General features: G+C 70.8%; 17 protein-coding genes, 2 pseudogenes and 1 riboswitch. Of the genes and pseudogenes, 9 read left to right on the top strand and 10 right to left on the bottom strand.

The annotated features are described in order from the left end of the window. Positions 1-101: 101 nt before the first annotated feature. A complete protein-coding gene (locus ACFVWD_RS24110; RefSeq protein WP_389598857.1) occupies positions 102-1355 on the bottom strand; it encodes an SGNH/GDSL hydrolase family protein in 1254 nt (417 codons plus the stop codon). A gap of 196 nt (positions 1356-1551) precedes the next feature. On the opposite strand from ACFVWD_RS24110, the gene ACFVWD_RS24105 reads away from it, so the two are divergent. Beyond that, positions 1552-1920 (top strand): PPOX class F420-dependent oxidoreductase, encoded by a 369-nt coding sequence (locus ACFVWD_RS24105; protein WP_101401642.1) that lies wholly within the window; start codon positions 1552-1554, stop codon positions 1918-1920. 36 nt (positions 1921-1956) lie between these two features. Continuing rightward, positions 1957-2697, top strand: coding sequence for a Type 1 glutamine amidotransferase-like domain-containing protein (locus ACFVWD_RS24100; protein WP_389598855.1), 741 nt, complete (start codon positions 1957-1959; stop codon positions 2695-2697). A gap of 25 nt (positions 2698-2722) precedes the next feature. Here the strand turns inward: ACFVWD_RS24100 and ACFVWD_RS24095 are convergent, their stop codons facing one another. Further along, positions 2723-4090 (bottom strand): bifunctional transcriptional activator/DNA repair enzyme AdaA, encoded by a 1368-nt coding sequence (locus tag ACFVWD_RS24095; RefSeq protein WP_389598860.1) that lies wholly within the window; start codon positions 4088-4090, stop codon positions 2723-2725. A gap of 419 nt (positions 4091-4509) precedes the next feature. Beyond that, the gene (rsgA, locus tag ACFVWD_RS24090) at positions 4510-5664 is read right to left on the bottom strand and encodes a ribosome small subunit-dependent GTPase A (protein ID WP_389598854.1); all 1155 of its coding nucleotides are present in this window, start codon (positions 5662-5664) and stop codon (positions 4510-4512) included. A 516-nt stretch (positions 5665-6180) separates the two neighbouring features. Here rsgA and ACFVWD_RS24085 point away from each other — a divergent pair. Together ACFVWD_RS24085 and ACFVWD_RS24080 are read left to right on the top strand one after the other, a co-directional pair. Continuing rightward, positions 6181-6531, top strand: coding sequence for an ArsR/SmtB family transcription factor (locus ACFVWD_RS24085; protein ID WP_389598852.1), 351 nt, complete (start codon positions 6181-6183; stop codon positions 6529-6531). After that, positions 6531-7304 carry a cation transporter gene (locus ACFVWD_RS24080; protein WP_389598850.1) on the top strand — a complete coding sequence of 258 codons (774 nt, stop codon included), beginning with the start codon at positions 6531-6533 and terminating at the stop codon, positions 7302-7304. The genes ACFVWD_RS24085 and ACFVWD_RS24080 overlap by 1 nt, the downstream gene beginning before the upstream one ends. Before the next feature lie 120 nt (positions 7305-7424). Here ACFVWD_RS24080 and ACFVWD_RS24075 read toward each other — a convergent pair whose 3' ends face one another. Both ACFVWD_RS24075 and ACFVWD_RS24070 read right to left on the bottom strand, forming a co-directional pair. After that, complete coding sequence (locus tag ACFVWD_RS24075; RefSeq protein WP_389598848.1) at positions 7425-7892, bottom strand: ArsI/CadI family heavy metal resistance metalloenzyme; 468 nt, start codon at positions 7890-7892, stop codon at positions 7425-7427. 28 nt (positions 7893-7920) lie between these two features. Continuing rightward, positions 7921-9297 (bottom strand): NAD(P)-binding domain-containing protein, encoded by a 1377-nt coding sequence (locus tag ACFVWD_RS24070; protein ID WP_389598846.1) that lies wholly within the window; start codon positions 9295-9297, stop codon positions 7921-7923. Between the two features lie 189 nt (positions 9298-9486). On the opposite strand from ACFVWD_RS24070, the gene ACFVWD_RS24065 reads away from it, so the two are divergent. Both ACFVWD_RS24065 and ACFVWD_RS24060 read left to right on the top strand, forming a co-directional pair. Next, positions 9487-9855 (top strand): ArsR/SmtB family transcription factor, encoded by a 369-nt coding sequence (locus ACFVWD_RS24065; protein WP_389598844.1) that lies wholly within the window; start codon positions 9487-9489, stop codon positions 9853-9855. A 29-nt stretch (positions 9856-9884) separates the two neighbouring features. After that, positions 9885-10397: a DinB family protein gene (locus ACFVWD_RS24060; RefSeq protein ID WP_389598842.1), complete on the top strand. Its 513-nt coding sequence runs from the start codon at positions 9885-9887 to the stop codon at positions 10395-10397. Positions 10398-10449: 52 nt separating this feature from the next. Here the strand turns inward: ACFVWD_RS24060 and ACFVWD_RS24055 are convergent. The 3 genes and pseudogenes from ACFVWD_RS24055 to ACFVWD_RS24045 form a co-directional block, all read right to left on the bottom strand. After that, positions 10450-10719: pseudogene (locus ACFVWD_RS24055) on the bottom strand (pyridine nucleotide-disulfide oxidoreductase); the annotation flags it as partial. After that, positions 10716-11495 (bottom strand): aquaporin, encoded by a 780-nt coding sequence (locus ACFVWD_RS24050; RefSeq protein ID WP_389598840.1) that lies wholly within the window; start codon positions 11493-11495, stop codon positions 10716-10718. The pseudogene ACFVWD_RS24055 and the gene ACFVWD_RS24050, both read right to left, overlap by 4 nt. Next, entirely contained in the window at positions 11492-11800 is a 309-nt protein-coding gene (locus ACFVWD_RS24045; RefSeq protein ID WP_217568015.1) for a helix-turn-helix transcriptional regulator, read from the bottom strand. Before ACFVWD_RS24045 ends, ACFVWD_RS24050 begins: the two co-directional genes overlap by 4 nt. 92 nt (positions 11801-11892) lie before the next feature. On the opposite strand from ACFVWD_RS24045, the gene ACFVWD_RS24040 reads away from it, so the two are divergent. The 3 genes and pseudogenes from ACFVWD_RS24040 (at position 11893) to ACFVWD_RS24030 (ending at position 14067) form a co-directional block, all read left to right on the top strand. Beyond that, positions 11893-12306, top strand: a complete 414-nt coding sequence (locus ACFVWD_RS24040) for an arsenate reductase ArsC (RefSeq protein WP_389598838.1) — start codon at positions 11893-11895, stop codon at positions 12304-12306. A 12-nt stretch (positions 12307-12318) separates the two neighbouring features. Then, a pseudogene (locus ACFVWD_RS24035) lies at positions 12319-12525 on the top strand (thioredoxin family protein); the annotation flags it as partial. A 447-nt stretch (positions 12526-12972) separates the two neighbouring features. Further along, positions 12973-14067, top strand: a complete 1095-nt coding sequence (locus ACFVWD_RS24030) for a magnesium and cobalt transport protein CorA (protein WP_389598836.1) — start codon at positions 12973-12975, stop codon at positions 14065-14067. A 275-nt stretch (positions 14068-14342) separates the two neighbouring features. Here the strand turns inward: ACFVWD_RS24030 and ACFVWD_RS24025 are convergent, their stop codons facing one another. Both ACFVWD_RS24025 and ACFVWD_RS24020 read right to left on the bottom strand, forming a co-directional pair. After that, entirely contained in the window at positions 14343-15641 is a 1299-nt protein-coding gene (locus tag ACFVWD_RS24025) for an NRAMP family divalent metal transporter (protein WP_389598835.1), read from the bottom strand. Further along, complete coding sequence (locus ACFVWD_RS24020; RefSeq protein WP_389598833.1) at positions 15638-17014, bottom strand: magnesium transporter MgtE N-terminal domain-containing protein; 1377 nt, start codon at positions 17012-17014, stop codon at positions 15638-15640. Before ACFVWD_RS24020 ends, ACFVWD_RS24025 begins: the two co-directional genes overlap by 4 nt. Before the next feature lie 312 nt (positions 17015-17326). Next, positions 17327-17503, bottom strand: a riboswitch (M-box (ykoK) riboswitch). Positions 17504-17543 lie beyond the last annotated feature (40 nt).

The following is a 17543-nucleotide window of genomic DNA, read 5'->3' as shown; positions in this document are numbered from 1 at the left end:
GCGGCGAAGGGGGTCCCTCCCTGTTCGAGCGAAGCCGAGAACTTGGGGGCGCGTGCATGGCGTCGCGGGGCAGACGGGAATGTGACGACAGGGCCCAGGTCCTAGCCGAGGAGCTCGTCCAGGTCGACGTCGTCGGCCAGCGCCTGCATCCCCGTGTCGTTGAAGTGGAGGTGGTCGCCGGGGTCGTAGGCGGGGAGAATGCGGTGCGGGTCGGCCGGGTCGCGGACGGCGGCGTCGAAGTCCACGACCGCGTCGAAGAGAGCGGCGTTGCGGATGAAGGCGTTGACCGTCAGCCGGACCGCCTCGCGGGACTCCGTATAGGCGCCATATCCGCCGTACGGGGTGATCGTGGCGCCGACGACCCGGATCCCGCGGGCGTGGGCGCGCTCCACGATCCGGCGGTAGGCGTCCTCGATGGCGAGGGGGTCCGTCTGCTCGGGCGTGCCCTTGATGTCGTTGATGCCCTCCAGCACGATCATCGTGCGCACCCCGGCGCGGGAGAGGACGTCGGCGTCGAGGCGGGTCAGGGCGCTCGGGCCGCCGCTCTCCTGCAGGAGGCGGTTTCCGGAGATCCCCGCGTTGAGGACACCGAGCCGGCGGTACGCGGGGAGCGTGCGCAGACGGGCGGCGAGCAGGTCGGGCCAGCGGCGGTTGGCGCTGGACGTCGAGCCGGTGCCGTCGGTGAGGGAGTCCCCGAGCGCGACCACGCTGCCCGCGGCGGGAGCGCCCAGTACGTCGACACCGGTCACGTAGTACCAGTTGCCGAGGGTGACGGTGTACGCGGTGCCGGGCTCGTCGGCGGTCCGGTCCCCTTCGCGGGCGAGGAAGTTGGTCTGGAACGCGGAGCGGTGGTAGGTCGCCGGGCCGGAGTCGGCGGGGGTGTGGACCGAGATCAGGAGGTTGGCGTCGGCGGGGATCGGGAGGTCGACGGGGTCGCTGACCATGTCCTGCCCCACGGGGATCGTCACGGATCGGCGGCCGGCGAACGTGGCGACGCGCAGCGACCCCGGGGCGGCGTTCGGGCTCATGGGCCTGCCCCACTCCTGCAACCCGACTGTGACGGCGTCGAGTTGGAGCGCTGCGGTACCGAGCCGGTTGGAGACGCGGACGCGGGCGGCGCTGCCGCCGACGCTGGTGTGCACGACGTTGCGGATCGAGGCGCCGGGCAGGGCGGGGGCGGTTCCGGAGGGGGCGGTCTCCCAGGTGCCGGTCCAGAGCGCCTGATCGCCGGCGAGGCCGCTGTCAGGGCCGGTGAGGGGGGTGGGCCCCGCATCGGCGCTGGCGGCCGGCGGGACGAGCGCCAGAACGGTCACCAGGACGGTGAAGAGATGACGAGCCTTGATCACGCGGGTCATACGGGATCGCTTCCCTCACCGTCGAGCCCGTCAACGAAACGTCACACCGTTGGCCGTCCCCACTCACCCGCACCACCGATTCGTAGGACCTATCGTTCGATCGTCCCGAACAGAGCGACGTCCGAACCACTTTGGGTCGGGAGACCTAGGACCAGGACCCGATGCGGTCCGCGAACGAGCGTGTTTGGCTGCTGCCATGACCGAATTCAGCGAGGCGGAACGCGCCTACCTCACCACACAGCGACTGGGTCGGCTGGCCACCGTAGACGCCCACGGGCAGCCGCAGGCGAACCCCGTCGGCTTCTTCCCGCAGGACGACGGGACGATCCTGATCGGCGGTTACGCGATGGGCACCACGAAGAAGTGGCGCAACCTGCGGAAGAACCCGAAGGTGGCGCTCGTCGTCGACGACATCGTCAGCCGGCAGCCGTGGAAGGTGCGCGGCATCGACATCCGGGGCGAGGCCGAACTCCTCACCGGCCCCCACGACTTGGGGCCGCACTTCAGCGAGGAACTGATCCGCATCCATCCCCGGCGCATCCACAGCTGGGGTCTGGAGGACTGACCGGAGCCCCGACGGCGCTTGGTAGGGTCGCCGACCATGACCGCCACGGAACCCACCGTCCTGGCCACGTCGGGTGGTCACCGCGTCGGCGACCGCACCCGGCTGACCTTCGACGCGCTCGTCCACCACGCAGTCGAACTGTCGGGCGTGCACGGGCGCCGACCCCGGGTCATGTACGTCGGTACCGCGATCGGCGACGCCGAGCACTTCACCACCCGGATGAGCGAGGCGGCGCGCGTGGCGGGCTTCGACCTGACGCCGCTGCACCTCTTCCCCATGCCCAACCTCGATGACATCGAGGCGGCGGTGCTGGAGCAGGACGTGGTGTGGGTGATGGGCGGTTCGGTGGCGAACCTGCTCGCCGTGTGGCGCGTACACGGACTGGACTCGATCCTCCGTCGCGCGTGGCAGGCCGGGGTCGTCCTCAGCGGGGTGAGCGCCGGATCCATCTGCTGGTTCCAGGGTGGCACCACCGACTCCTTCGGCCCCGAACTGCGCCCGCTCACCAACGGTCTCGGCTTCCTCCCGTACGGAAACGGCGTCCACTACGACACCGACCCCGGCCGCCGCCCCCTGGTCCACCGGCTCGTCGCCGAGGGCACGCTGCCGCTCAGCCACTGCACCGACGACGGCGTGGGCCTGGTCTACCGCGGTACGCAACTCGTCGAGACCGTCAGCGAGACGCCGGGCAAGGGGGCGTACGTCGTCCGGCGCGAGGGGGACCGGGCGGTCGAGGAGCGCCTGGAACCGCGCCTGCTTCCGGCACCGCGACACTGACGTTCCCGACGGCCGCCCGGGGACTTCACTCCAACTCCCCCGCAGCCCTGAGGTGTTGAACGGCGTACGAGCGCCACGGGCGCCACGCGTCCGGCACATCCACCCCCGGCGGCACCACGTCGGGGTCGCCGAGCGCGCGCGTACGGATTTCGGCGGCGGTACGGCCGTCCAGCCCCGGCAACGCCAGCAGCGCCTCCTGCGCCTCATCGCGCTCCGCGCCCGCGTCCAGCCGCAGGGTGCCTTCGGCGAGGGCGGTGGTGAGCGCGCCGAGGGGGCCGTCGGGCTCGGCCTCCGCGAGGACGGCCGGCTCCGGGAACACATGGGTGAGCGTGCCGCTCGGGGCGTCCAGCGCCTTCCCGTACCGCCGCACCAGCCGCTCGGCCTCCGCCCGCCCCACCAGCGCGCGCACGGCCAGCTCGTCCGGATCGGCGGCACCCGGCGAGCGCAGGCCGGGGCGCGCGGCGACCAGCGGGGCCAGCCGGGGGTCGGCGCCCAGCCGCTCGTCGACGGCGTACGGATCGGCGTCGAGGTCGAACAGCCGGCGCAGGCGTTGGACGGCGGTGGTGAGGTCGCGCAGGTCGGTGAGGTGGAGCCGGGCGTCGAGCCAGCCGCGCGAGCGTTCGTCCACCGCGACGATTCCGGTGCCGTACGGGAGGCGCAGGGTGCGTTGGTAGGTACGGCGGCCGGGGGTGCCGTCTATGTCCTCCACCCCCGGGACCGCCTCGTGGGCGAGCAGGTCGAAGACGGCGGCGGACTGGTAGGGGCCTCGGTGGGCGAGGCGCAGCGGGATCCCGGCGGTGGGGGTGACGGTGCGCCGGGCTCCGGTCCCGCCCCGTGGTGCGGCGGCCGCGCGCAGTTCGCTCGGCGTCGAGGCGTACACCGCGCGGATCGTGTCGTTGAACTGCCGGACGCTGGCGAAACCGGCCGCGAACGCGATCTCCGTGATCGGCAGGCCGGTGGTCTGGAGCAGGACGCGGGCGGTGTGGGCGCGCTGGGCGCGGGCGAGGGCGACGGGGCCCGCGCCGACCTCCGCGGTGAGCTGCCGCTGCACCTGGCGGGCGCTGTATCCGAGCCGGATGGCGAGCCCTCCGACGCCCTCCCGGTCGACCACGCCATCCCCGATGAGTCGCATGGCGCGCCCTACGACGTCGGCCCGTACGTTCCACTCCGCGGAGCCGGGGACGGCGTCCGGGCGGCATCTGCGGCAGGCTCGGAAGCCCGAGCTCTGCGCCGCGGCGGCCGTCGTGTAGTACCGCACGTTCTGCCGCTTCGGCGTCACCGCCGGGCAGCTGGGCCGACAGTAGATCCCGGTCGTCTCCACCGCGAAGAAGAACTCCCCGTCAAACCGGGCGTCCCTGCTCCGCACCGCCTCGTACCTGGTCTCCGCGTCAATCACACCTACCAGTCTGCGCCACCACCCGCCCTTCGACTGGCGGCTTTCAGACACGACGCTCAACCCAAAACCTTGATCCCCCCAGCCCCCGGTCCTCAACCGCCGGACGGGCTGAAAGATGCGCGCCAGCGCTCTTAAGCGGCGCGGAGACCTGCGCGCCCAGCCCCCACCGGCCGACGGCCGAACGAATCCGGGCGAGCGGGGGATGCGGGGCGAAGCCCCCGCCTCAGGGGCGCGGGGAACTGCGCGACCAACCCCCACCGGCCGTCAGTCAAAGAAGTTCGAGCAGGCGGGGGATGCGGGGCGAAGCCCCGCGCTTAGGGGCGCGGGGAACTGCGCGACCAACCCCCGCCCGTCCGCAGCCGAAGAACACACCCGGGGGCCTGGGGCGCAGCCCCGGACCCCCGTTCCGCGCAGGCTCAGTGCCAACGACCCCGTTTGGCGTCCATCGCCGCCCTCCCCTCCGCCCCCTTCCGCTTCCAGTCCCGTCGAATCTCCGCCCGCACCCGCGCATCCGTCTTGGCGACGATCCGCTGGTTCTCACGCAACAGCTTGCGATAGCTGTCGAGGCGGCGTTCGGGAAGGACGCCGGAGTCGACGGCGGCGAGAACCGCGCAGCCGGGCTCCGCGTCGTGCGCGCAGTCGTGGAAGCGACAGTCGGCGGCCAGCTCCTCGATCTCGGAGAAGACCTGCCCGACGCCGGTCTCGGCGTCCCAGAGGCCAACCCCGCGCAGTCCGGGCGTGTCGATGAGGACACCCCCGCCGGGGAGGGCGAGAAGGTTGCGGGTCGTCGTGGTGTGGCGGCCCTTGCCGTCCACGTCACGCGCGGCCCGTACGTCCATCACGTCCTCGCCGATCAGTGCGTTGGCGAGGGTCGACTTACCCGCGCCGGACTGTCCGAGGAGGACGGACGTGCCGCCCGACAGCACCGCCGCGAGCACGTCCAGACCCTCCCCGGCGCTGGAGCTGACCGGCAGCACCGGGACCCCGGGCGCCGCCGTCTCGACATCCTGGACGAGGTGTCCGAGCGTCGCCGCTTCGGGCACGAGGTCGGCCTTGGTGAGGACGACCAGGGGCTGCGCACCGGACTCCCAGGAGAGTGCCGACCTATGCAGCAGCGCCTCACCACTGGAGCAGGACATCGCGAGCGCGAGGAACCGCTCGATCCGCCCGAGGTCCAGTTCAAGCGCGAGCGACACACAGATGACGACGTAGTCGATGTTGGTGGCCAGCACCTGGCCCTCGGAACGCTTCGACGAGGTCGACCGCACGAAGGCCGTGCGCCGAGGCAACAGCGTCCGCACATACCGCGGATCGTCACCTTCGGGGTCGACGGCGACCCAGTCACCCGTACACACGACCTTCATCGGGTCACGGGGCACAACGAACTCGGTATCGGCACGGACGACGCCTGCCGGAGTGACGACATCGCACAGACCACGGTCGACCCGTACGACACGACCGGGCAACAGACCCTGTTCCACGTACGGAGCGAACTCGGCCTCCCATTCCCCATCCCAGCCGTAGAGGGCGAGAGGATGCGAAGCGGGAAGCTGAAAGGAAGAGAAAGACAAGGGGTGACCCTTCACATGGGTGGCCCCGGCACCGCGCTCACTGGCGCGGGAAGAGAGAGGTCAGCCGGAGACCACGGAGGTGGAGTGGATGAACTTCTGGTTGCGGGCAGCGCCCATCACAGAGACAGCCATCGGTCACACCTCCCGTTTCACACCCGGCCGACAGCGGCAGCCAACGGCCACCGCGCGAAGCGGTCCTCAGCCTAGAAGCGCGCGCAGTTGGGCGCTACCCAATATCCGGCAGACCGTCGAGACGTCCTGGCTGCTCCCTTCTCACGGGTCTGCGCTTGCCGGGTGTCGACCAGGTCCCGAGGCACGTGAACGCGATGCTCCACGCGAGGGCCTCGCACGCTCCGTCGTAGGCGTCGCGGGCTTCGCTCAGCACGGTTCGGGTGGTGTCCGGCACCGAGAGCGCCAGTTTGGTCCACTCGCCTGCGATGTTGGCACTCGTCTCTTCCCTATTACGGGGCAGGCCCCCCAAGCCGACGATCCACGCTTTCCTGAATTCAGGAATTTATGTACTGTCGTACTGTGCTGCCTGTTACCTCCGACATCGAAGTACTGGCCCGGTTCGGCCGCGCGCTCGCCGACCCGATCCGCTGCCGCATCCTGCTCGCGCTGCGCGAGGCCCCGGCCTACCCCGCCGATCTCGCCGACGCGCTCGGCATCTCGCGCACCCGGCTCTCCAACCACCTCGCATGCCTGCGCGACTGCGGCCTGGTCGTCACCGTGCCCGACGGCCGACGCACCCGTTACGAACTGGCGGACGAGCGCCTCGGTCACGCGCTGGACGACCTGCGTGCCGCTGTGGTGGCTGTCGAGACCGACCGCACCTGTGCCGACGCCGACGAGAAGGGATGCTGCTGATGACCGCGACATCCCTCGGACCCTCCCCGGCCCGCCGAGACGTGCTCGCCCGTCGGATACGTCTGCTGGTCGCGGCGACCATCACCTACAACGTCATCGAGGCGATCGTCGCCATCACCGCCGGCACTCTCGCCTCGTCCACCGCCCTGATCGGCTTCGGCCTGGACTCGGTCATCGAGGTCTCCTCTGCCGCCGCGGTGGCCTGGCAGTTCTCCGCCCGTGAGCGCGCCGTGCGCGAGGCGCGAGAGAAGACAACGCTGCGGATCATCGCGCTGTCGTTCTTTGCGCTCGCCGCCTACGTCACTGTCGACGCCGTCCGCGCGCTGATTGGTACGGGGGAGGCGGGGCGCTCCATCCCCGGCATCGTGCTCGCCGCCCTCTCTCTCGCGGTCATGCCGTTCCTGTCAGCGGCTCAACGCCGCGCGGGCCGTGAACTCGGCTCCGCCAGTGCGGTCGCCGACTCCAAGCAGACTCTGCTGTGCACGTACCTCTCGGCCGTGCTTCTGATCGGCCTGATCCTCAACGCCACCCTTGGCTGGTCCTGGGCCGATCCCATTGCCGCACTCGTCATCGCCGCCGTTGCCACAAAGGAAGGCCGCGACGCCTGGCAGGGCAAGGGCTGCTGCGTGCCCTCCGGGGTGGCGGTCCCGACCATCGGCACTGAGGCGGAGGACGCATGCGACCGCGATGCCCACGAGCAGGGGGAAGCGGACACCAGGAGCGCGCCCGAGAAGGCGGCGGCGTTCTGTGGATTGAGGACGGGGAAAGCGTAGTAGACGATTCCCCAGCCGGTGATCTGGGTGGCGCACAGGGCGGGCAAAGCGGCGCGAGGCCGTGACCGGTCTCCCGTCCCGGTCACGGCCTCGCCGGTGTGGAGGTCGGCCATCGGCGGATCAGCAGCAGCCGCCCGCGACGGACGGTTCCTTCGCCTCGACGGCGGCGTCGACCGGGCCCGTGCAGCAGGTGCCGCCCTGTTGCTTGGCCAGGGAGTCGGCGTCGGCCTTGACGACGTACACCTCCCAGGGTTCCTGTCCGGGGCCGTGGACCCAGACCTTGTCCTGGAGGGCGTAGCAACAGGTGGTGTCGTTCTCCACGTCGGTGGCCAGGCCGGCCTCGCCCAGGCGGGCGGTAGCGGCGTGGACCGCCTCGGCCGTCTCGACCTCGACGCCGAGGTGGTCCATGCGGGTCGTCTCGCCTGCGGTGCCTTCGATGAGGACGAGCTTGAGCGGGGGCTCGGCGATGGCGAAGTTGGCGTAGCCGTCGCGGAGTTTGGCGGGCTCGGTGCCGAAGAGCTTCGTGTAGAAGGCGATGGACGCGGCGAGGTCGGGAACACGGAGGGCGAGCTGTACGCGGGACGTCATGGCGAACCTCCTGGGGTGGGTGGGGAGTTCAGCAGCCGCCGGAGACGGTGGCCGGAGCACCGATGCCGATCTGGAGGGTGGAGGGGGCCGCGCAGCAGCCTCCGGACTGCTCGGCGTTCTCCGGCTCGTCGAAGAGGCCGGCGCCGCCGCACACCCCCGTCTCCGGGAGGGTGAGTTCGACGCGCTCGGCGGCCTCCTGGTCTCCGGCGAGGGCGGCGGTGATGGAGCGGACCTGCTCGTAGCCGGTCATGGCGAGGAAGGTCGGGGCGCGGCCGTAGGACTTCATGCCGACCAGGTAGACGCCCTGCTCGGGGTGGGAAAGCTCGTTCACGCCGTGCGGGTAGACCGTGCCGCAGGAGTGGACGTTCGGGTCGATCAGCGGGGCGAGCGCGGTCGGCGCCTGGAGGCGTGCGTCGAGGCCGAGGCGGAGCTCGGAGAGGAACGACAGGTCGGGGCGGAAGCCGGTCAGGACGATGACCTCGTCGACCGGGGCGAGACGGCGGCCGCCCTCCGCGAGGAGGACGAGCTGGTCCCCGTCGCGTTCCACAGCCTGTGTACGGAATCCCGTGACCGCGCTCGCGTGGCCGGCCTCGACCGCGGCCTTGGCACGCAGGCCCAGCGCGCCGCGCGCGGGGAGCTGATCGGCCTCGCCGCCGCCATAGGTGTTCGCGCCCATACCGCGGCGCAGGATCCACACCGCGTGGGTGCCGGCCTCATCCTTCGCCAGGTCGGCGAGGAGGGCGAGGGCGGTGAAGGCGGAGGCGCCGGAGCCGACGACGGCGGTGCGCCTACCCGCGTAACGGGCACGTACGGCCGGGTCCTTCAGGTCCGGGACGCGGTAGGAGATGCGGCCGACGGCCGACTTCTCGCCGAGGGCGGGCAAGCCCTCCGCGCCGACAGGGCCCGGAGTGGACCAGGTGCCGGAGGCGTCGATGACTGCGCGGGCGGTGATCCGCTCCTCGGCGCCGTCGGCGGACTGGATGTGCACGGTGAAGGGCTGCTCGTCGCGGCCGGCGTCGACGATCCGGTCACGGCCGGCGCGGGCGACGCCGGTCACCGTGGCGCCGTAGCGGACCTTGTCGCCCAGGAGGTCGGCGAGAGGCTGCAGGTAGCGCTCGGCCCAGTCGCCGCCGGTCGGGTAGGTCGTGCCGTCGGGGCGGACCCAGCCGGTGGGCGCCAGCAGCTTCTCGGCGGCCGGGTCGACGACCTCGCCCCAGGTGGAGAACAGCCTCACGTGCGACCACTCCCGTACCGCGCTGCCGGCGGCGGGGCCGGCTTCCAGGACCAGCGGTTCGATGCCGCGCTCGATGAGATGGGCGGCGGCGGCCAGGCCGATGGGGCCGGCTCCGATGACCACGACGGGCAGCTGGTCGGTGGTGAGCACGCTGTTGATGGACGCAGCCACTGAGTTCCCCTTTGCTTCGACGTTTGTCGATGGCTTGTGCGGCCAGCTTGGCACCTGTATCGATAAGCGTCAACATAGACATCTATCAAATTAGACCGGAGGAGTGAGTAATCGTGTCGCGGCACGACCCTCTCGACTGGGGCAAACCGCCCCTCGCCACTCTGGTTCGACGTATGTCAACATAGATACATGTCGAATATGAAGGTGCTGCCGCTGCTGGAGCCCGAGGTCTCCGAGGCCGTGGCACCGTGCTGCCCGCCCCTCACCGAGCGTCCGCTGACCGCCGAGGAGGCGGAGAAGACCGCCCGGATGTTCAAGGCGCTCGGCGATCCGGTGCGGTTGAGGCTGTTCTCGCTGGTCGCTTCGCACGAGGGTGGCGAGGCGTGCGTGTGCGACATCTCCGACGTCGGCGTCTCGCAGCCGACCGTCTCCCACCACTTGAAGAAGCTCAAGGAAGCCGGGCTGCTCACCTCCGAGCGGCGCGGCACCTGGGTCTACTACCGGGTGGAACCGTCGGTGGTCGCGGCGATGGGGCAGATGCTCGGCGCCATGGGCTGAGCACGCTCTGCAGAGCGGAGGTGGGTTCGTTGAGCGAGTCCGCTGTGGACCGCAAGGCCGTCCACGAGGAGATGGAGCGAGCCCGTACGGCGTTCCACCAGCTCCTCGATCACGCCACCGAGACCGACCTGCGCCGGCTCACCGACGGCACCCGGTGGACCAACGAGCAGCTGCTGTTCCACATGCTCTTCGGCTACATCCTGATCCGGCCCCTGCTGGTCCTGCTACGGATCTTCGGGCGGCTGCCGCCCGGCGCCGGCCGGATCTCCGCCCGGCTCCTGAACGCTGCCGCCAAGCTCTTCGATGTCGTCAACCACCTGGGCCCCGTGGGCGGCGCGAAGGTCCTCGGGCGCCGCCGGACGGGAACGGCATTCGACCGTGTCATCGCCGACCTGCACCGTCGCCTCGACGCCGAGCGGTGGGGATCTCGTGGCCGACGTCCGCCAGGAAGCCGCCGGAGCCGATTCCACGCACCCCAGGGGTCAGCCATCGCTGCTGTTCAGACGCCGTGGGACGGTCGGACTCCGGGGTCGTGGTCATGACTGACAGTCTTCAGGACGCCTGACTTGCGGCGGCATGGGAGGAAGCCACGATGCGCTTCTCATAGTCGGCCAGGTACTCCACCACGTGCCGCGCGTCGGGACAGGCCTCGCCGCTCTGTGCCGGCATGAGGCGGCCGGGCAGCGAGGAGTACGCGGCCGGGGAGAACAAGCGAAGGGAGCCCCAGGCGTGCTGCCAGGCGCCGCCCGGCGTGGTCTGGGCGTCGAGGATGACGAGTCGAGGCCCAGACGACGCAGGTGGGTAACCGGTGGCGAGCCCGGCCTGGCCACCGCCGATCACCACCGCCTGCGTCCTGTGGCTCATTCGGCCGATCGTCCGGGCATGAAGATCAGGGCCACCAGTGCCAGTCCGACCACGGCGCCCACGAGTTGCATGCCGATGAAGCCCAGGAGTGAGCCGGGGGCGATGCCCGCGAAGGTGTCGGTGAAGGCGCGCCCGATGGTCACCGCCGGGTTGGCGAAGGACGTCGACGAGGTGAACCAGTAGGCGGCGCCGATGTAGGAGGCGACGGCCACGGGGGCGTACTGCAGCCGGTTGGCGCGGGCCAGGCCGAAGATCAGCAGGATCAGGCCCGCGGTCGCGACGATCTCACCGAGCAGCAGGTGTCCGGCCGAGCGGTCGTGTGTGGACCACTTCACGAGGGGCTCGCCGAACATCGCATCCGCGAGGATCGCACCCGCGATCGCGCCCACGATCTGCGCGGGCAGATAGACAGCCGCCTCGCGCAGGGTGACCCCGGCGCCGCCGCGGCGGGCGGTCCACCACTCGGCCAGCGTGACGACCGGGTTGAAGTGGGCGCCGGAGACCGGGCCGAGCAGGAGGATCAGGATGCCGAGGCCGAAGACGGTGGCCGTGGAGTTGGCCAGCAGTTGCAGGCCCACGTCCTTGGTCAGCTCGGTGGCCTGGATGCCGGAGCCGACCACGACCGCCACCAGCGCCGCGGTGCCTATGAGTTCGGCGGCGGCGCGGGCGACCAGGGGGGTGCGCGGCGGGGTGGCACCCGGCGCGGGCGCGACGGAGGAGGGGGCAGCGGCAGGTGTCGCGGACTCCGCGGTCGGGGCGGCTTCGGCGGCGGTCATGGGCAGGCCCTCTTGTTCTCGGCGGCGGTGCGAGCGGACTCGGCGAGGTCGGCGAACTGGCCGGCGAGTGAGGCGAGGACGTCGGGCTTGAGCCGGTAGTAGATGTACCGGCCGCACGGCTCCGTCTCGACGAACCCGGCCTCGCGCAGCACCTTCAGATGGTTGGAGAGGTTGGTCTGCCGGGCACCGGTCTCCTCCACCAGGTGGGTGGTGCACAGCGTCTCTTTGGCGAGCAAGGTCACGATCTGGAGCCTGAGCGGGTCGGCCAGAACCCGGATCAGATCAGTGTCGACCGACGTCAGCATGGACTGATACTTTCATATCAGTGGTGACTGACACCAGCGGGTGCTGATATCAGTCGCACCTGATGCCGTTCGTGAGACAAGAGAGACCTCTGATGTCCGACAAGCCCTCCGTGCTGTTCGTCTGTGTCCACAACGCCGGCCGCTCCCAGATGGCCGCCGCGTGGCTGACCCACCTGGCCGGGGACCGTGTCGAGGTCCGCTCCGCCGGCTCCAACCCTGGCGCAGGCGTCAACCCGGCCGCCGTCGAGGCCATGCGCGAGGTCGGCATCGACATCTCCGCCGAGGTCCCGAAGATGCTCACCGTCGACGCGGTGAAGGAGTCGGACGTCTGCATCACCATGGGCTGCGGCGACGCCTGCCCCGTCTTCCCGGGCAAGCGGTACCTGGACTGGCGGTTGGAGGACCCGGCGGGCCAGGGCGTCGAGGCCGTACGTCCGATCCGGGACGAAATCAAGGTGCTGATCGAGGGCCTGATCAAGGAGATCGCGCCGGAGCCCCAGGCATGAGCACAGCGACGCGACGAAAACCCGGCCATCGCCGCCCGGTACGGCGTCATGTCCATCCCGACGCTGCACCTCTACAAGGGCGGCGAGGTCGTGTGGACCATCGTGGGCGCCAAGCCGAAGGCCGCCCTCGAACGTGAACTCGCCGGAGTGATGCCGGCGTCAGCGCGGCCCTGCGCGCCCGCGAGCTGGATCCCGACAGCGAGGTCGCCGTGGTGGTGACCGACGCCTACCCGAACTTCTCCATCTGCGGCATCCCGTATTACGCGGGCCCGGTCGAGCGAGCGGTCCACGATCCGGTAGGCGGTCCCGTGGCTGCGGAGTTGCGCGGCGAACGCCGGTCGAGCCGCTGCACCGGCGGTACCAGAGCCTGCAGAACCAGTGCGGCCTCCGGCCGGCTGCCGCACTGAGGCCAGTACTGACGTCGTCGTCTGCGTGCTGCCGAACCGGCTGAGCCTGTGACGACCCCAGGCCCAGCCAGCGGGCCACACCAAGGTAGGAGTTCGGCGCTACGGGCCGACGCCTCGCTGGCTCGTGTCGTCCGGCGACTGGCCGTCACTGTCACGGGATGCTTCTCTTTCTGCCGAGCCTTCCGCCGCAGGCACCGGCTCTGGCAGGCGCCTTACCTGCTCCTGGCACACTGGCCGGATCTCGGCGAAGGAGTACTGCATGTCGATGGTCGGCAACCTGCGCAAAGTCGCCCGTCTCGCGCGGCGAGGGCGCCCGGTGGACCTCAGCCACCCGGCCCGCTCCCCGCTCGGCTCCACCGTCGTCAACTGTGTCATCTACCGCGACGGCATCCGCCAGGAGACCGCCCCCACGGTCGAGGAATCCGTCGCCCGCGTGCGCAAACGCGGCCACGGCTTTGTCTGGCTGGGACTGCACGAGCCGACCGAGACGGAGTTCGCCCGGGTCGCCGAACTGTTCGGCCTGCACCCGCTCGCCGTCGAGGACGCCGTCCATGCCCATCAGCGGCCCAAGGTCGAGCAGTACGACGATGTCCTGTTCGCCGTCTTCAAGTCGGTCGCCTACGTCGAGCACGAAGAGCTCACCGCCACCAGCGAGGTCGTCGACACCGGCGAGATCATGGTCTTCGCAGGCCCCGACTTCGTGGTGACCGTCCGCCACGGACGCCACGGCTCCCTGGGCCCGCTGCGCGAGGACCTCGAAGCCGACCCGGACCAGCTGGCCAAGGGCCCGGCCGCCGTGCTGCACGCCATTGCCGACCACGTCGTCGACGAGTACCTCACCGTCACCGATACCGTCCAGAACGACATCGACCAGGTGGAAACGGACGTCTTCTCACCCCAAGGCTCCAAGGCCGCCGACGCGGGCCGTATCTACCAGCTCAAGCGCGAACTCCTGGAACTCAAACGGGCCGTGGTGCCCCTCGGCCGCCCCCTGCAGGTGCTGGCCACGCAGCCGACGCGCATCATCGAGCCCGAGATAAGGGCGTACTTCCGCGATGTCGCCGACCACCTGGCGCGCGCCACGGAACAGATCACAGCCTTCGACGCCCTGCTCGACTCGATCCTCCAGGCCCACCTCGCCCAGGTCACCGTCGCCCAGAACGAAGACGCGCGGAAGATCACCGCCTGGGCCGCGATCATCGCCGTACCGACCATGGTGTGCGGCGTCTACGGCATGAACTTCGACCACATGCCCGAACTCCACTGGCGCTTCGGCTACCCGCTCGCCCTCGCCGTCATCGCCATCGCCTGCTTCCTCATCCACCGGGGCTTCAAGCGCAACGGCTGGTTGTGACCGCCCGAGGTTGCGCACGTGCTTGACGGGCCGCGGGTTCATCGCCCGCCGAGTCGGCTGCCCGACTGCCTGGACCTGTACGCCTTCAGCCCCTCCCGTCGCAGCCGCCGGCCCTTGGAAAGCAGACCTCATGCGCGGCCGGGCGCGAGGTCAGGGGGCGGGCTGGGGGTCGAGGGCGATCAGCAGCACGATGGTGGTGAGCCAGGCGAGCACGGCGGTGGCCACGACGTAGGGGCCGTACTTCTTCATGACACGACTTCCTCTCGGGGTGGGGATCAGCCGAGGCCGAACCAGCCCAGGACCGTCTGGACGAGCAGGATGGTGGACATGCCCGCGACGCCGACCACGACCGTGGTGGCGGCGATGCGGTAGCGCGGGCTGTTGGCCGCCTTGCCCAGCAGGGAGCGGCGGTTGGTGAGGACCAGCAGGTAGACCAGCACGATGGGGCTGATCAGTCCCTGGAGGACCTGGGTGCCGATGAGCAGTTGGATGACGTCGACCGGGGTCATCGCGACCGTGGCGCCGAGGACGATCTGCGCGGTGAACAGGCCCAGGAACAGGGGCGCGTCGCGGAAGCTGCGGGAGACGGAGCGTTCCACCCCGGCGGCTTCTCCTATGGCGTAGCTGGCCGACAGCGGCACCACCGCTCCGGCCAGCGCGGAGGCGCCGATCAGGCCGAGCGCGAAGAGGAGTTCGGCGTTCTGCCCGGCGACCGGTTTGAGGGCTTCGGCGGCCTGGGCGGCCGAGTTGAGCGGGCCGGTGCCGCCGATGGCGGCGGCGGTGGCGATGATGATGGTCAGGCTGATGACGCACGCGAAGACGGCGCCGAGGATGGCGTCAGCGCGGATGAGCTTGTAGTCCTCGGGCTTGGCGCCGCGGTCGACGACGCCTGCGGCCGCGTAGAACTGCATGTACGGACTGACCGTGGTGCCGATCAGGGCGACTGCCAGCAGGATGAAGCTCTTGCTCGGCTCCATGTGCGGGACGACCAGGTGCTTGCCGACCTCGCCCCAGTGCGGGTGGCCGAGGATCATCGCGATCGGGTAGGCGAAGAACGCCAGCGACATGATCAGGAAGATGCGTTCGGCCCACCGATAGGACCCGAACAGCACGAGTGACCACAGCAGGATCGCGGCCGGCGGGATGACCGCCCACTTGGGCACGCCGAGGAGTTCGAAGGCGGCGCCGATCCCGGCGAACTCGCTGACGACCAGCCCGGTGTTGGCCAGCAGCAGGCAGAACACCGCCAGCCCGGTCAGCCGCAGGCTGAACTGTTCGCGGATCAGCGCGCCCAGGCCCTTGCCCGTGTGCGCGCCGAGGCGGACGGCCATCTCCTGGACCATGACCAGGGCGACGGTGACCAGCACCATGAAGAAGAGCGTGCCGTAGGCGAATTGGGAGCCGGCCGAGGCGTAGGTGGCGATCCCGGCGGCGTCGTTGCCCGCGTTCGCGGCGACGAGGCCGGGCCCGGCGATGGCGGCAACCACAGCGAGGCGCCCCAGGCCCCGCCGCCGGGGGCCGGGGGCGGTCGCGGAGACCGGCGGGGCCGCGGTGGTGTCGAGATCGCGGGTCACTGCAGGAACCTCCGGAAGTGCAGGCGCCCGCGCTCGGGCAGCAGGGTGTCGAGGACGTCGTCGGCCAGAATCCGGCCCATCGGACGCCCCTGGTCGTCGACGACCAGGAGGGAGGAGACACGGGCGGCGACCAACTGTTCGGCGGCCTCGGCCAGGCGGGTGTCGGGGTGCGCGGTCGAGGGTGGGCCGAACTGGGCGAGCCAGCCGGTCAGATCGGCGACCTTTGTGGTGTCCTCGGCCACCGCCAGGTCGAACAGCGCGATGTCGGTGACCAGGCGGCCGTCGTCGTCCACCACGGCGATCGCGTCGATCTCGGTACGGTGCTCGGACTGCGCCGCCAGTACGGCGCGGACCTCGGCGACACTCTGCTCGCGTCGGGCTGTGACCAGCAGCGTGGTCATCACACCGCCCGCCGTGTCCTCCGGGTAGGCCAACAGCCGGCGCAGGTGCGCGGCCTCGGCGGCGGGCATACGCTCCAGCAGCCGCTCGCGCTCGTCCTCGTGCAGGTCGCGCAGCGCGTCCACGGCCTCGTCCGGCTCCATCTCCTCCACCAGCCGGGCGGCGTGGGCGGGGTCGGCCTCGCGCAGCAGGTTCTCCAGCTCGGCCGGTTCCATCTCCTCCAGCGCGTCCGCCGCGGCGGCGGGCTCCAGCATGTGCAGCAGCTGCTGCCGCTCGGTCCGGCCGAGGTCTTCGAGCAGGTCTGCCAGGTCGGCCGGGCGCAACCGGTGCAGCGCGCTCCGGGAGGCGCGCAGCTGGACCTGGGCGGGGCCGTCGGTGGCGTGTTCGGCGAACGGGGCCATGGCCTGCCAGTCCAGCACCCGCTCCGGGGTCGGGCGGGCCTGCCACCGGCGCGGCCCGAGGCGGCGCAACAGGGTCGGCAGGCTGACGTCCACCCCGACCAGTACCACCCGGTCGGCCAGCGGGGCCAGGTACAGGTCGGCGGCACGGGTGACCTGCACCCCGTCGACGTCGACGAGCTGATGGTCGAGGACGTCGCGGGCGAGCAGCACCTCACCGGGACGGCGCTCGTACTCGCGCAGGTCCAGACGGGCGCTGCGCAGGGCGACCCGCCCGGCGTGGAGCTTCTCCATGGTGTCGGCGGCCAGGAAAGCGTGGCGGCGGCCGACTCGGATGACCAGGCCGGTCACCGGCGGGTAGGGGTCGGCGCCGTAGAGCCGGGCGACGACGTCGACGACCCGGCCGACTTCCTCCCCGGCCTGGTTGGTGACCGGCCCGCCGATCAGACCTGCGAGCGAGACCAGGGACGCGCGCACCGCCTTGGACGCGGTGGCACGCCGTTCCAGCTGGACGCGGCGGCCGCGCAGGCGGGCGGTGGTGGACATGAGCAGAGTGTTGGTGGTCAAGGTGAACACCCCCTTGCCCCGGCAAGACGACGGGGCACCGGGCGGCACCAGGCAGCACCAAGTGCCCTGACCAGGAGATCTGTGCAGGCCGACCGCTGGGACGGGTAGGCGTGCGCCGGCGTCCGGCGACGGTGCCGGACGGTGGTCAGGGAGTGATCGGCTGCCTCGTGCCGCGGCAGGACGGCGAGAACGACGAGGACAACGCGGAATGGGCCCGACTATGGCCCGGACTACTGTCCATCTCTCGCCTCCTTCCGGCCGGGGACACCACAGAGGTGTCGCGACGACTCGGCAAGGAGCGGACCAGGACGCAATGCTCCTGGTTCACCCCAACTCGTCAGAGCTTTGGCACTCCACGGCGTGATCCCACCCGCGGGCGGGAAGCCACTTGGCCTCACCCCTTAAGTCGGGGAGAGGTGTCCTGAACCTGGGCGTCTCTCGACGTCGTCGGGTCAGTGGCCTGTGTCCGTGAAGACGCCTCACCGAACGAGGTGCCTCAAACAAACAGCGCACAGCATACGCCCGCCGCGGTCACCGT

Origin of the sequence: Streptomyces sp. NPDC058086 (assembly GCF_042885015.1) — a bacterium.
Classification (GTDB): Bacteria; Actinomycetota; Actinomycetes; order Streptomycetales; family Streptomycetaceae; genus Streptomyces.
Note: the sequence above shows the minus strand (reverse complement) of the source record. Positions and strands in the feature narration are given on the sequence as shown.